Below are 12,185 nucleotides of genomic sequence, written 5' to 3'. Positions count from 1 at the left end.
CGACGGTCGGTCGGCCCTGGTCAGGGACATGCCCCCGGGCATGTCAGGATCGAGGGATGACAGAGAAGATCATCGCGGCGTGCGACGGCGCCTCCAAGGGCAACCCCGGGCCCGCGGCCTGGGCCTGGGTCATCGGCGACGAGGCCGGCGGGGTCGCGCACTGGGAGGCCGGGCCGCTCGGCACGGCGACCAACAACGTGGCCGAACTCACGGCGCTCCTCCGGCTCCTGGAGCGCCTCGACCCCGCCGTGCCCGCCGAGGTCCGGATGGACTCGCAGTACGCGATGAAGGCCGTCACCACCTGGCTGCCCGGCTGGCGCCGCAAGGGCTGGAAGACCGCCGCCGGCACGCCCGTGGCCAACAAGGAGCTGGTGGTGCGGATCGACGAGCTGCTCGCCGACCGGCGCGTGGAGTTCGTCTACACACCCGCCCACCAGGTCGACGGCGACCCGCTCAACGACGCCGCGGACCGTGCCGCCAGCCACACCGCGCGCAGCCAGGAGCCCGCCGGATCCGCCGCCGGCTCGCCGCTGCCCCCGCCCGAGCCGGCCTCCGCGCGCCCCTCCGGTGCCAAGCGCGCCCCCCGGCGCGGCAACGCCTCCGCTGCCGCCGGCACCCGTCGTACCGGCTCCGGCGCCTCCGCCCCCACTCTCAAGGCCCGTTTCCCCGGCAGGTGCCGCTGCGGACAGCCGTACGAGAAGGGTGCGACGATCACGAAGAACGCGGTCGGCTGGGGCCATCCGACCTGCGCGGACACCGCTTCCTAGCGCCCGGGGGAGGGCCTCGCGGCGGCCGTGCTGGGCCGAACGGGGGATAGGGGTAAACCGGACATTCACCCAGCTGTGCGCCCGGGTTCGTGTGGGGTTCTGTTCTCGGAGCGCTCGGGGCTGCATACTGTTCCTCCCCGCACCGGTGACGAACCGTTTCCCTTGCCTTTTTGCCATTTCGGCGAAGGGGGCGGCACCATGCGGGAACCCCTCCCTTTCATCCTCGCCGCGATCCGGCGTGCGATGACCCCTGCCCTTGGAAAGACCCGAGGTTCCGTGCCAGTACCTGTAGTCCTTGCCGGGCGCACCGTGCGCCTGGAACCGCTGGCCATGCGCCACGCCGAGGGCATCGCCTGGGCGGGCGCACTGGATCGTGCGGCCTATGCCTACACCGCCGTGCCCCACGGCCTTGATGCTTCCTGCGACTACATCGCCCGCGCCCTCGAAGAACAGGCGGCGGGCCGGTCGCTGGCCTTCGCCCTGGTGAATCCGCGGAACGGGCGAGTGCTGGGGTCGACCCGCTTCCTGGAACTCGACTACTGGCGCGGGCCCCTGGTGTGGCCGCCGACCACCGGCGTGCCGCACGGGGACCCGCTCACGGCGGTGCCCGACGCCGCCGAGATCGGCAACACCTGGATCTCCAGTGAGGCGCGCGGCACCGGCGTCAACACGGAGGCCAAGTACCTCATGCTGCGCCACGCGTTCGAGACCTGGGGCGTCCGCCGCATCTCCATGCGCGCCGACGCCCGCAACACCCGCTCCCGGGTCGCCATCGAACGCCTCGGCGCCACCTGCGAGGGCGTCCGCCGGGCCCACTCGCGCGGCCTGGACGGAGTCGTCCGCGACACGGCCTTCTACTCCATCCTCGACGAGGAGTGGTCAGCCGTCCGCGGCATCATCGAACTCCGCCTCCCGGGCATGCGCCCGTCGGCGTCGCTGCCCAATCCGTTCCAGGGCGGCACGCACGAGCACGGAGGCGCGGGCGAGCTGCTGCCGGCCTGACGGCCTGAGCGAAGCCGCGCCGCACGGGCGGGCCCCCGGGTCCGCCTGCGGTGGCGCCGGCGGCCCGCACGACTGCCGGTGACGGCGCGGAGGCACGCGTGGTTGCTCACGGCCCGGCCGGGCCGTCTCCGCCCGGTCTGCCGGGCGGAGGGGATCACACTGTGGTCCTTGCAGGCTTCGTCCCGGGCTGCGCGGAGTACCCCCGCGGCCGCCGCCGGCCGGTGCTCTACGGCGCAGTCCTGGCCGGCCGGCCCTGACTGGGCGGCACCCGGCCGGGCGGCGGGTGGCGGCTGCGCCCGCTCCGCTGCCGGAGCGAGCGTTCTCGGCACTGGCGGCCCGGGCCGCCAGTGCCTGCTGTCCTGCCCAGGCGTATGGCGCGCGGCCAGGCCAGGAGCCCCTCACACCCGCAGCCTTCGCGGTACTCCCGTCCGCGGTCCCGGTGGGCGGGCGCAGGAGGCCGGGAGTGGGGGCGGCGGTGGTGTGGGGGTGAGGACGTCGTCGAGGGCGGTCAGGCGGATCAGGCGGAGGATCGTCGGCTGGTCGCAGATCAGGTGCCAGGCCGCGCCGCGCGCGCGGACGCGCTGGGCGCAGCGGACCAGGAGCCCGAGGCCCGACGCGTCGCAGAACGTGAGGTGGCGCAGGTCGATGGTGAGTGCCGGCGCCTCTCGGGTCAGGACGTCGAGTTCGGGTCGGACGCGTTGCACCAGGACCAGGTCGAGCTCGCCGTAGAGCTCGACCGTGGTCCGGCCCTCGCTCGACCGGACGGCCAGGTTCGGATCGCCGCGTCGGATCAGATGCATGGACACGCTCCACTGGATCGGCCCCCGTGCGTCGAGGTTCCCGGCCTATACGCGGGCAGACACGTTTCTCCACATCCGGCATCACCCGAAGAGGTGAAAACGAGGCATTTTCGCCCCACCGGCAGGTGGTTCGCGCCGGTCAGGACGTCCGCGTCGGCGGCACGATCGCGACCGGGCAGGCCGCGTGGTGCAGCACGGCGTGCGCGACCGAGCCGACGAGCAGGGTCTCGACGCGGTGCCTGCGGTGCCGGCCGACGACGAGGAGGCCCGCTTCCCGGGAGTCGTCCACGAGCCGTCCCGCCGCGTCGGCCGGGGTGACGGCCGGGACCACCTCGACCTCCGGATAGCGCTCGGCGAACGGCCGCAGCCGCTCCTCCTGGTGCCGGCCCGTCGCCTCGACGCGCTCCCGCGTCTCGTCGGGCATCGGCGGCGGCACCTGCAGCGCCGGAGCGGGCGCGCCGATGAGCAGGGCGGGGGAGGGCGGCACGGGGTAGGAGGTCACCACCTCCAGCGGCACCCCGCGCCGCCGCGCCGCCTGGAAGGCGAACTCGACGACCTCGTCCGCGGTCTCCTCGGGATGCAGCCCGAGCAGCACCCGGCCCGCCGCCGCCCCGGTGTCCAGGGAGGCGGCCCGGGCCTCGTGCGGTACGACGACCAGCGGGCACGGCGCCGAGGCGGCGAGCGCGCGGCTGGTGGACCCGATCAGCAGGCTCTTGAAGCCCCCGCGCCCGCGCGAGCCGACCACCAGGAGCCGGGCACCCGCCGCGGCCTCGATGAGGGCGTCGACCACGGAGCCGTCCAGCGACTCGTACCGCACGTCGAGCCCCTCGGCCCGTGGCCCGATTTCCTTGACCAGCGCGTCCACCACGGTGTCGGGGATCTCCGGCGTCGGGCCGAGCGAGGCGATCCGGGCGCTGCCGACCTGCAGCGCCTCGGGACGGACATGGGCGACGGTGAGCGGGGCGCCCAGGCTCCGCGCGGTGTGCAGGGCCCACTCCAGGGCCCGCAGGCTGTGCTCGGAACCGTCGATACCCGCCACCACAGCTGACTGTTCACTCATGCTTCGCACTCATATCGGCATCAATAGGCCGATTTCGGGTGACACGCCGAGGGGTGTGGAGCTGACCCCCCGCGCCCCTCGGCGCCTCCCGTCCGAGCAGTACGTCGAGCAGCCGTCCGAGCAGCCGTCCGAGCAGCTGTGCAAGCAGCCGTCCGAGCAGTTGTCGGAGCGACGCCGCGGGGGTTCAGCGCAGCAGCCGACGGCGGGCGCGCGCCGCAGCGACCAGTTCCGGTACGGTCCCCAGCTTGACCCGCGGGCGGCCCGCCTCCTCGCCGCGGGCCCGCTCGGCGCGCTCGATGGCGGCGAGGCCGCGAGCGTCGACCACGTGCCCGGCGCGACCGCGTACCAGCCGGTCGAAGGCGCGGGCGCCGCCGGCGGGCGCGGGCAGGGTGCCGGCGACGGCGTCGGCCAGGAGCGTGCCCACGGTCTCCGCCGCACAGGTGCGGTTGGCCCCGATGCCGCCGGAGGGGCCGCGCTTGATCCAGCCGACGACGTAGGTGCCGGGCCGGCCCTCGACCCGCCCGCCCGCGTGCGGGACCGTGCCGGTCGACTCGTCGAAGGGCAGCCCGGCCACCGGGCGTCCGCGGTAGCCGACCGCCCGCAGCACCATCCCGGCCGGGACGGTGACGGGACCGCCCTCGCCCGTCACCCGCACGGCGCCGGCCTCGATCTCCTCGGGGGCCGAGTGGAAGCGGAACACGATCCGCCGCTCGGCGTCCCCGGCCTCGGGCCGCCCGCTCCAGTCCACCCGCTCACGCACCGCGCCCCGCAGCAGCGCCGCCTTGTCCTGCGGCCCGGCCGCGTCGATCGCGGCCCGGATCCGCGGGTCGTGGTCGTCCACGACCAGGCGGACGCCCGGCAGTCGTCCGAGGGCGAGGAGCTCGGGCGCCGTGCAGGAGGCGTCCTCGGGGCCGCGCCGCGCGAGTACGACCACCTCGCGTACGGCGGAGGCCCGCAGCGCGGCCAGCGCGTGGTCCGCGATGTCCGTCGCGGCAAGGGTGTCCGGGTCGGAGACGAGGATGCGGGCGACGTCCAGGGCGACGTTGCCGGTGCCGACGACGACCACCCGCTCGGTGCCCGACAGGTCGATCGCGTCCGGCGCGACCTCGGGGTGCGCGTTGTACCAGGCGACGAAGCCCGTCGCCGCGACGCTGCACGGCAGCTCCTCGCCCGGCACGCCGAGCCGCCGGTCGCCGGCCGCGCCGACCGCGTACACCACGGCGTCGTGGTGGGCGGCCAGTTCCTCCGCCGTGACGTCCGTACCGACGTCGACGCCCAGGTACATCCGGACCCGCGGGTGGGTGTGGAAGCGGGCGAAGGTGTCGCCGATGCGCTTGGTCGCGGGATGGTCGGGGGCCACGCCGTACCGGACCAGCCCGCCCGCCACCGGCAGCCGGTCGACCAGGGTCACCTCGGCGTTGGTGTGCAGCAGCAGGTCCTCGGCCGCGTACATGCCGGCCGGGCCCGTGCCGACGACCGCGACCCGGATCGGCGCGAAGTCGGAGGGCAGGCCGCGCTCGAACGACGGCGCGCCCCAGGCGTGGAACGTGGGCACGCCCTCCGGCACCGGGCGCGGCGCGCGCTCCTCGTAGTAGGCCGCGTTGACCGCCGCGTACTCCTCCTGCCCGGCGGCGGCCAGGGCGTCGGCCGGGAGGATCGCGTCGACCGGACAGGCGTCGGCGCAGGCGCCGCAGTCGATGCAGGACCCGGGGTCGATGTAGAGCATCTCGGTGCGGCCGAAGTCCGGCTCGTCGGGCGTCGGATGGATGCAGTTGACGGGGCAGACGGCGATGCACGTGGCGTCGTTGCAGCAGGTCTGGGTGATGGCGTAGGTCATGTCGTCGTCAGCTCGCGGGGCTCCGGGACGGATGGGGGCGGATGGCTCGCGGGAGCGGCGGGCTCAGATGAGGTGCGCCCGTCGGTAGACGGCCGTGGCCGGCCTGGTGAGCAGCCGCGCCGAGGACAGGAACTCCATCAGGCCCGCGCAGCTCGACCGCATCAGCGACTTGTGGTGCTCGTTGGCCTTCGCCTCGGCGAGCGCCCGCTCGACGTCGAGACCGGCGTTCGCGTACACCTCCCGGCTGACCATGCTGGTGACGATGAAGTACGAGGCGAGGGAGACGACGAGCGCCTGGACGTGACGGCGCACGGGGCCGGCCTTGCGCAGCCGGGCGCGGGTCTCCTCGCGGGCGAACTTCATGTGCCGCGACTCCTCGACGACATGGATGTTGTTGATGGTCCGGATGAAGGGGGCCACCCGCTCGTCGCGCATCCAGTCGCGCTGCATGACGTCCAGGACCTCCTCGGCGACGAGGATCGAGGCGTACGCCGCCTCGCCGACGGCCAGGGTCTTGAAGACGCGCCCGAGTTCGACGACCCAGCGCGCCGGGCGGTAGGCGGGGGCGCGCAGCTTGGCCGCGCCGCGCCCGAACATGATCGAATGCCGGCACTCGTCGGCGATCTCCGTCAGCGCCCACTGGAAACGCGGGTCGGTCGGGTCCTTCGCGTACATGTCGCGCAGCACCATCTGCTGCAGGATCATCTCGAACCAGATGCCCGTACTGGCCACGCAGGCGGACTCCTGCCGGGTCAGCTCCTTGCGCTGGGCCTCCGTCAGTTCCTGCCAGTAGCGGGTGCCGTAGAGGGTGCTCCACTCCGGGCTCATCCCGTGGTGGTCATCGTCGAGCGGGGTGTCCCAGTCCACCTCGGTGGCGGGGTCGTAGGAGAGCTTGGCGGACGACTCGAGCAGCCGGCGGGCCGCCTCGCGCTCGGGCTGCTTCTGGTCCTGGGCCTGGTCCGCCGGCTGGACGGTGGTGTTGGCCATGGTGCGGCTCCTTGAAACCCTGGGGACGGAATCGGTCGCGTTTCCGGAGCTTGTTAGACGCGGCGTCTAGCAAGCTGTCGGTCGGAAGGTATAGCAAGACGAGCCGGGTGCCTACCCGTCGGTACAGAATTCGTTGCGACGGACCTCGGAGTGAGAGAGGATCCGTCCGTGATCGACACCAGCGACTCCATCGACCACGGCCGCGAGAACGCCGAGACGCGGGCCGCGATCGCCGCGGCCGTGGACGGCGAACTGCGCCTGCTGGACGCCGACGTCCGGGCCTCGGCCGACGCTCCCCGGCTGTTCGACCCCGAGTTCATCGAGGTCGGCGCCTCTGGGCGGCGCTGGACGTACGAGGAGATGGTTGCGGCCCTGCCGACACTGCACCGCACAGGCGCGGACAGCCACCGCATCGAGGCTTCCGGCATGCGCGGGGTCCTTCTTGCCCCGGGCCTCGTCCATCTGACGTACGAGACCGAGATCGACGGCCGCCGCGCCCGCCGCAGCTCGATCTGGCGCCAGGGTGAGGGTGACGCCGGCTGGCGGCTCTACTACCACCAGGGAACCCCGGTGAGCGGGGCCTGAACGCCCGTGCTTTCATGAAGCGTTCGTCAAGGGGGAGCGGGGGCGGGAATGTCGGGTGACAGCGGACTGCTGACCGAGCGGTTCGAGCGGGACCGGGGGCATCTGCGTGCGGTGGCCTACCGCATGCTCGGTTCGCTGGCGGAGGCCGACGACGCCCTGCAGGAGGCATGGCTGCGGGCGAACAGCGCCGGCATCGCGGGCGTCGAGAACCTCGGCGGCTGGCTCACCACCGTGGTGTCCCGGGTCTGCCTCAACATGCTCAGGTCCCGTGACAGGCGCCGCGAGGACTCCCTCGACGACCGGTTCAGCGAACCCGACGCCGGGACGGGCGCCGGGGCAGGGGCCGGCGCGGTCGCAGGCCGGCCCGGCAGCGATCCCGAGGCGGAGGCCCTGATGGCCGACTCCGTCGGCGTCGCCCTGCTCGTCGTCCTCGACACCCTCGCCCCTGCCGAGCGGCTCGCCTTCGTGCTGCACGACATGTTCGCCGTGCCCTTCGAGGACATCGCCCCGATGCTGGAGCGCACCCCGGCCGCCGTCCGGCAGCTCGCGAGCCGCGCCCGGCGCCGGGTCAGGGGCGGCGCCGCGGTCGCCGAGGCGGACGCGGTACGGCAGCGGCGCGTCGTAGAGGCGTTCCTGGCCGCGACCCGCGGCGGCGACTTCGAGGCCCTGGTCGCCCTGCTCCACCCGGACGTCGTGCTGCACGCCGACCGCTTGGTCGTCCCGACGCCCGAACCGATCCTCGTCGCCGGCGGCCGTGCCGTCGCCCAGGGCGCCATGGCGGCGATGGGCCGGGCCCGCTTCACCGGTCCCGCCCTGCTGGATGGCAAGGTCGGCCTGGCGATGGCGCCGCTGGGCCGCCTCCGCCTGGTACTCACCTTCGCGGTGGCGGAAGACGGCCTGATCACCGGGATCGAGGTCGTCGCCGAACCCGAGCGGCTCGCGGCGATGGACTTCGGTGCGCCGGAGCTCGACGGGTCGGGCCCGGTCGGCGCGCCGGAGCTGGACGGGTCGGAGCTCGACGGGTCGCAGCTCGAACCGTCCGGCCGTCACCGGGCGGACGTCGACCGGTCGGCGCTTGACCGGCCGGAGTTCGACCGGTCGGAGCTCAGCCCGCCGGAGTGAGCCGCGCGGCGAGGGCCTCGGTGTCGGGGACGAACCAGATCTGGGTGCCCCGGTTGCACTCCCGGACGAAGTCCTGGAGCGCCGAACTCCCCTCCAGGTGGCGGGCTATGTCGCCCACGACGGCCAGTCCGACCCGGTACTGGGCGAACTTCTGGACGATGTCCCCGGCGATCCGCGTCCGCAGCCGGAAGAAGTCGTCCGGGAACCGTTCCACCGGCACCGCCACCCACGCGGCCCCGCCGTAGGAGCCTTCGCCGATCAGATCGGTCGCGTCCCGCTCGCCGTGCACGAGCGGGCCGTCGGCCGCGCACAGCAGCACGGGTGTGCCGTGGATGTCCTGGAAGACGTTCACCGGATGCCTCCGATCAGTGCGTCGAGAACCTTCAGCAGGTCGGCGGTCGTGTCGAGGTCACCGAGGATCACGAACTTCAGCGAGTTCCGGTCCTCGTCGAAGACCGTCTCCACTCTCAGCCGGCCACCGGGTGCCCCTTCGTCGCCGTGCCGTCCGAACACGGTGGCCATGACCGCGTTGCTGAGCCGGTCGGCCGTGTGCCGGTCCACCTCGTCGACCTGCACGATGGTCGACACGTCCGCGAGCGGCCCGCGGGGCGCGGCGGGGGTGGACGAGTGGGCGAGCCTGGCGGTCGGCGCGGCCGCGGACACGGGCACGCCGGTGAACGACTCCAGGTCCCCTCGCGTGATCCGGTACTGCCGGCCGACCCGGGTCGCCCGGAGCCGCCCGTCGCGTACGTACCCGCGCACGGTCTTCACGTGCAGGCCGAGGAGGTCCGCGACCTGCTCGACCGTGCAGAACTCCTGCACCGGATTCCTCACCCCACCTTCCCTGTCGTCACCCAACGTAGCATGAAAAAGGGAATGACAGGGAAGATCAGGGAGTGTTAGATAACTTCACGGCAGTTCAGGGATTCGTGGAGGTGGTGGTGCTCGTGACGTACGCGTCGATGTGGGTCCGGGTGAGGGTGTTGCCGAACGTGTCGGTGAGCTCTGCCCGCAGCGAGACCGACCTGCCCGGCCCGGAGCTCGTGACGGCGATACGCCCGCCCCTTACCGGGATCCGAGTCCAGGCGGCGCCACCGTCCGTCGACACGGACACGGTCAGCGACCGCAGCCCGACCGCTCCGCCGCGGCCCGTACCGCCACGCCGACATAGCCGGCCCGGCGCGGCGCCGCCGAACCGTCCGGGCCGAGCGGCGGGGTGAACCGCACGACGCTGAGCGGCAGTTCCGTCGGGGTCCTGGTCGTGGCCGACGTGAACGTCCAGGCCGCCGTCACGCTTCCGCGCGGCCGCTTCGCCGTCGCCGTCAGCCGATAGCCAGCCCGCCCCGCCGGCACGGTTGCGGGCCGCGAGGGCGTCGCGGTGGCCCGTACAGCCCACGGCGAACAGACCCAGTGGATCTTCGACCGTACGACCTCCGCCTTCCTCGGCGAACGCACGGTCCTCGCCGGCGCCGGCTCCGCCGTCCTCGCCAAGGCGGTCGCCGACGGCACCACCGCCGTCCTCACCAAGGCGGTCGCCGACCGCCCCGGTGAGGTCCCGGCGGCTTCCTGACCCCTGCTGCTCCGGTGCTCCCGGTGGGATCAGCTGCCCGAGCCGGAGGCCGCGGCGTTCCGCCACACGGTGAGGTCGAGCGTCATGTACGTGCTGGGCGAGCCCTCCGGGGAGAATGCCTTCACCGTGACGAGGCCCAGGTGGCCGGTGCCCGTGGTCACGCAGAGCTGGCGGCCCGGCGACAGCTTGTTCACGTACACCTCCTCGGTGAACCGGGTCTCCGCGCGGCAGGTGGCGAGCGAACCCTCCTGCCCCGGATCGAGCAGCACCAGGTTCCCGCCGGTGCTCTCGGCGTCCAGATAGCCGCCGGTGTCGTAGGACAGCTCGTACCCGCCGTCCTCGCCGTCCTGCGGGCGTACGACGTCGTCGCCGAGCGTCAGGTGGTAGCCGGCGGTGAGGTTGATGTTCTTGAACTCCATCGGCTTCGGCTCCTGCTTGGCGGACGGCTTGCCGCTCGGCTGCGCGCCGCCCGAGGAACCGTTCGAGGAACTGCCCGTGGAACTGCTCGTGGAGCCGCTGGACTTGCCCTTGTCGCCGGAGGCGCTCTGCCGGTCGTCGTCCTTCGTGAGCACGTACGCGAGGCTCGCGCCGCCCACGCCGAAGACGAGTGCGGCGGCGAGGCCCACCAGCAGGGTCCGCTTGGCCGCGTTCCGGCGCGGCGCCGGGGCCTGCGGCTGCTGTCCCGGGTACGGGGTGGGGGCGCCGGGGTACTGCGTCGGGTACGGCGCGGGGCCGCCCACGCCCTGCGTCGGGGCGTACGCGTAGCCGGGCGCCTGCGGTGGGGCGGGCACCGGACCGGTCGCCGGGGCCGCGGGCGCCGTGGGGGAGTACGCCACGGCGGGCGCGGTGGCCGGGTGCGGCAGGCCCTGCACCGGCGCCTGGGTCGGCGGCTGCACCGGCGGCTGAGGCGTCGGCTGGACCGGAGCGTGCGCCGGCGGCTGCGGCGTGGGGGGCGCCTGTGGCACCGGAGGCGCCGGCGCGGGGGTCGCGGCGCGCAGCGTGATGTCGGCCGAGACCGCGCCGGGCAGCCAGTCCTCGGGGCGGCGCAGCACGGTCGCCGCGTTGGCCTCCTGGCAGAGCCGGATGACCTCGGCGACGGTCGGCCGGGCCGCGGGATCCTTGGCGAGACAGCGGGTGACCAGTTCCCGCAGCCGCTCGGGGACCGCGCTCAGGTCCGGCTCCTCGTGCACGATCCGGTACAGCACGCCGTGCGAGGACCCCTCGCCGAACGCGGGCAGCCCCGCCGCGGCGTACGCCGCGACCTGACCCAGCGCGAAGACGTCGGTGGCCGGGGTGACCCGGCTGCCGGCTGCCTGCTCGGGCGCCATGAAGGCCGGCGTGCCGATGGTGACGCCGCTGCCGGTGAGCGAGGTGGCGTCGGCGGCGTGCGCGATGCCGAAGTCGATCACCCGGGGCCCGTCGGCGGCCAGCAGCACGTTCGACGGCTTCAGGTCGCGGTGCACGAGGCCGGCGCCGTGGATCACCTGGAGCGCCTCGGCCATCCCCGCGACCAGCAGCAGCACCGTCTCGACCGGCAGCGCTCCGTGCGCCACCACCGCGTCCGCGAGCGAAGGGCCGGGGACGTAGGCGGTGGCGAGCCAGGGATGCGCGCCCTCGGCGTCGGCGTCGATCACGGGCGCCGTGTACAGCCCCTGCACCCGCTGCGCGGAGCGAACCTCCTGGGCGAAGCGGCGGCGGAACTCCGCGTCCTCGCCGAACTCGGGACGGATGACCTTGACGGCCACGGGGCGGCCACCGGGCGTGTACGACAGATACACCTTGCCCATGCCACCGGCGCCGAGCCGGGCGGCCAGCCGGTAGCCCGCGACCATCGTGGGATCGTCCGCGGCGAGCGGCTGGAAGACCGCGGAGGTGCCGGCGCTGCTGCCCGACTGCTGACCACTCATCAAGCTTGTTCTCCCCGTACGGAACTGCGGAACGGCGCAGCCACGGAGTGGCTGGATTCCGGATCTCGCCCGGCACCTTATCCGCTCGGCGGGGGTGCGGGGGAATGCGAGCGCGGGTGCTGGTGTTGCAGGGGGTGGCTGACATGGCCGAGTCAAAGATATCGGCTCGGCCGCAGCCGGAAGGAGCACTCATGTCCCGCACCACCCAGCGCCCCGTGGTCACCCTCAGGTCCACGGCCGGCACCGGCGTCACCTACGTGACCCGCAAGAACCGCCAGAACGACCCCGACCGGCTCGTTCTGCGCAAGTACGACCCCGTCCTCGGCGCCCACGTCGAGTTCCGCGAGCAGCGCTGACGCCTGTCGCTCCCCCCCGCACACCGGAAGGATCCTCATGAAGGTACGCAACTCCCTCCGCTCCCTGAAGGCGCGCCCCGGCGCCCAGGTGGTCCGCCGCCGCGGCCGGATCTACGTGATCAACCGCAAGGACCCGCGCGCCAAGGCCCGCCAGGGCTGACCGTCGTGGCTCCGGCTCCGTCCGCGCCCTCC

General features: G+C 73.7%; 14 protein-coding genes and 1 pseudogene. 7 read left to right on the top strand and 8 right to left on the bottom strand.

All coding sequences use genetic code 11. The features are described 5' to 3' along the window. Window positions 1-56: 56 nt before the first annotated feature. Both ACWEV0_RS18510 and ACWEV0_RS18505 read left to right on the top strand, forming a co-directional pair. The gene (locus tag ACWEV0_RS18510; protein WP_453150358.1) at window positions 57-767 is read left to right on the top strand and encodes a ribonuclease H family protein; all 711 of its coding nucleotides are present in this window, start codon (window positions 57-59) and stop codon (window positions 765-767) included. Window positions 768-1,043: 276 nt separating this feature from the next. Next, window positions 1,044-1,769 (top strand): GNAT family N-acetyltransferase, encoded by a 726-nt coding sequence (locus tag ACWEV0_RS18505; RefSeq protein WP_453150357.1) that lies wholly within the window; start codon window positions 1,044-1,046, stop codon window positions 1,767-1,769. 398 nt (window positions 1,770-2,167) lie between these two features. Here the strand turns inward: ACWEV0_RS18505 and ACWEV0_RS18500 are convergent, their stop codons facing one another. The 4 genes from ACWEV0_RS18500 to ACWEV0_RS18485 all read right to left on the bottom strand — a co-directional run bounded on the left by ACWEV0_RS18500 (window position 2,168) and on the right by ACWEV0_RS18485 (window position 6,453). After that, window positions 2,168-2,569 (bottom strand): STAS domain-containing protein, encoded by a 402-nt coding sequence (locus tag ACWEV0_RS18500; RefSeq protein ID WP_453150356.1) that lies wholly within the window; start codon window positions 2,567-2,569, stop codon window positions 2,168-2,170. 139 nt (window positions 2,570-2,708) lie between these two features. Next, window positions 2,709-3,629, bottom strand: a complete 921-nt coding sequence (locus ACWEV0_RS18495; protein ID WP_453150355.1) for a universal stress protein — start codon at window positions 3,627-3,629, stop codon at window positions 2,709-2,711. A gap of 184 nt (window positions 3,630-3,813) precedes the next feature. Continuing rightward, entirely contained in the window at window positions 3,814-5,466 is a 1,653-nt protein-coding gene (locus ACWEV0_RS18490) for an FAD-dependent oxidoreductase (RefSeq protein WP_453150354.1), read from the bottom strand. Window positions 5,467-5,529: 63 nt separating this feature from the next. Beyond that, a complete protein-coding gene (locus ACWEV0_RS18485) occupies window positions 5,530-6,453 on the bottom strand; it encodes an AurF N-oxygenase family protein (RefSeq protein WP_453150353.1) in 924 nt (307 codons plus the stop codon). 189 nt (window positions 6,454-6,642) lie between these two features. Between ACWEV0_RS18485 and ACWEV0_RS18480 the strand changes: the two genes are divergently transcribed. Together ACWEV0_RS18480 and ACWEV0_RS18475 are read left to right on the top strand one after the other, a co-directional pair. After that, entirely contained in the window at window positions 6,643-7,038 is a 396-nt protein-coding gene (locus ACWEV0_RS18480) for a nuclear transport factor 2 family protein (RefSeq protein ID WP_453150405.1), read from the top strand. Window positions 7,039-7,086: 48 nt separating this feature from the next. Further along, window positions 7,087-8,001 (top strand): annotated as a pseudogene (locus ACWEV0_RS18475) (sigma-70 family RNA polymerase sigma factor); the annotation flags it as partial. 142 nt (window positions 8,002-8,143) lie between these two features. Here the strand turns inward: ACWEV0_RS18475 and ACWEV0_RS18470 are convergent. From ACWEV0_RS18470 to ACWEV0_RS18460, 3 genes are all read right to left on the bottom strand, one after another. Beyond that, window positions 8,144-8,512, bottom strand: a complete 369-nt coding sequence (locus ACWEV0_RS18470; RefSeq protein WP_453150352.1) for a DUF4180 domain-containing protein — start codon at window positions 8,510-8,512, stop codon at window positions 8,144-8,146. Then, the gene (locus ACWEV0_RS18465; protein ID WP_453150351.1) at window positions 8,509-8,994 is read right to left on the bottom strand and encodes a helix-turn-helix domain-containing protein; all 486 of its coding nucleotides are present in this window, start codon (window positions 8,992-8,994) and stop codon (window positions 8,509-8,511) included. Before ACWEV0_RS18465 ends, ACWEV0_RS18470 begins: the two co-directional genes overlap by 4 nt. Window positions 8,995-9,079: 85 nt before the next feature. Next, complete coding sequence (locus ACWEV0_RS18460) at window positions 9,080-9,274, bottom strand: hypothetical protein (RefSeq protein ID WP_453150350.1); 195 nt, start codon at window positions 9,272-9,274, stop codon at window positions 9,080-9,082. 264 nt (window positions 9,275-9,538) lie between these two features. Between ACWEV0_RS18460 and ACWEV0_RS18455 the strand changes: the two genes are divergently transcribed. Next, on the top strand, window positions 9,539-9,730 hold the full coding sequence (locus ACWEV0_RS18455) for a hypothetical protein (protein ID WP_453150349.1): 192 nt from the start codon (window positions 9,539-9,541) through the stop codon (window positions 9,728-9,730). A gap of 29 nt (window positions 9,731-9,759) precedes the next feature. Here ACWEV0_RS18455 and ACWEV0_RS18450 read toward each other — a convergent pair whose 3' ends face one another. Then, window positions 9,760-11,637: a protein kinase domain-containing protein gene (locus tag ACWEV0_RS18450; protein WP_453150348.1), complete on the bottom strand. Its 1,878-nt coding sequence runs from the start codon at window positions 11,635-11,637 to the stop codon at window positions 9,760-9,762. A 191-nt stretch (window positions 11,638-11,828) separates the two neighbouring features. On the opposite strand from ACWEV0_RS18450, the gene rpmG reads away from it, so the two are divergent. Both rpmG and ykgO read left to right on the top strand, forming a co-directional pair. Continuing rightward, window positions 11,829-11,993 (top strand): 50S ribosomal protein L33, encoded by a 165-nt coding sequence (rpmG, locus tag ACWEV0_RS18445; protein ID WP_403791106.1) that lies wholly within the window; start codon window positions 11,829-11,831, stop codon window positions 11,991-11,993. A gap of 37 nt (window positions 11,994-12,030) precedes the next feature. After that, window positions 12,031-12,153 (top strand): type B 50S ribosomal protein L36, encoded by a 123-nt coding sequence (ykgO, locus tag ACWEV0_RS18440; protein WP_403791108.1) that lies wholly within the window; start codon window positions 12,031-12,033, stop codon window positions 12,151-12,153. The last annotated feature ends 32 nt before the right edge of the window (window positions 12,154-12,185 follow it).

The organism is Streptomyces sp. NPDC003943 (genome assembly GCF_053605265.1).
The sequence above is the reverse complement of the archived record's forward strand: the minus strand, read 5'-3'. Positions and strand labels throughout refer to the sequence as shown.

What these genes read in the sequence shown, in the direction of transcription:
- ACWEV0_RS18510 (WP_453150358.1), top strand. Translation starts at nt 57, where the DNA reads ATGACAGAGAAGATCATCGCGGCGTGCGACGGCGCCTCCAAGGGCAAC.
- ACWEV0_RS18500 (WP_453150356.1), bottom strand. Translation starts at nt 2,569, where the DNA reads ATGCATCTGATCCGACGCGGCGATCCGAACCTGGCCGTCCGGTCGAGC.
- ACWEV0_RS18495 (WP_453150355.1), bottom strand. Translation starts at nt 3,629, where the DNA reads ATGAGTGAACAGTCAGCTGTGGTGGCGGGTATCGACGGTTCCGAGCAC.
- ACWEV0_RS18490 (WP_453150354.1), bottom strand. Translation starts at nt 5,466, where the DNA reads ATGACCTACGCCATCACCCAGACCTGCTGCAACGACGCCACGTGCATC.
- ACWEV0_RS18485 (WP_453150353.1), bottom strand. Translation starts at nt 6,453, where the DNA reads ATGGCCAACACCACCGTCCAGCCGGCGGACCAGGCCCAGGACCAGAAG.
- ACWEV0_RS18450 (WP_453150348.1), bottom strand. Translation starts at nt 11,637, where the DNA reads ATGAGTGGTCAGCAGTCGGGCAGCAGCGCCGGCACCTCCGCGGTCTTC.
- rpmG (WP_403791106.1), top strand. Translation starts at nt 11,829, where the DNA reads ATGTCCCGCACCACCCAGCGCCCCGTGGTCACCCTCAGGTCCACGGCC.
- ykgO (WP_403791108.1), top strand. Translation starts at nt 12,031, where the DNA reads ATGAAGGTACGCAACTCCCTCCGCTCCCTGAAGGCGCGCCCCGGCGCC.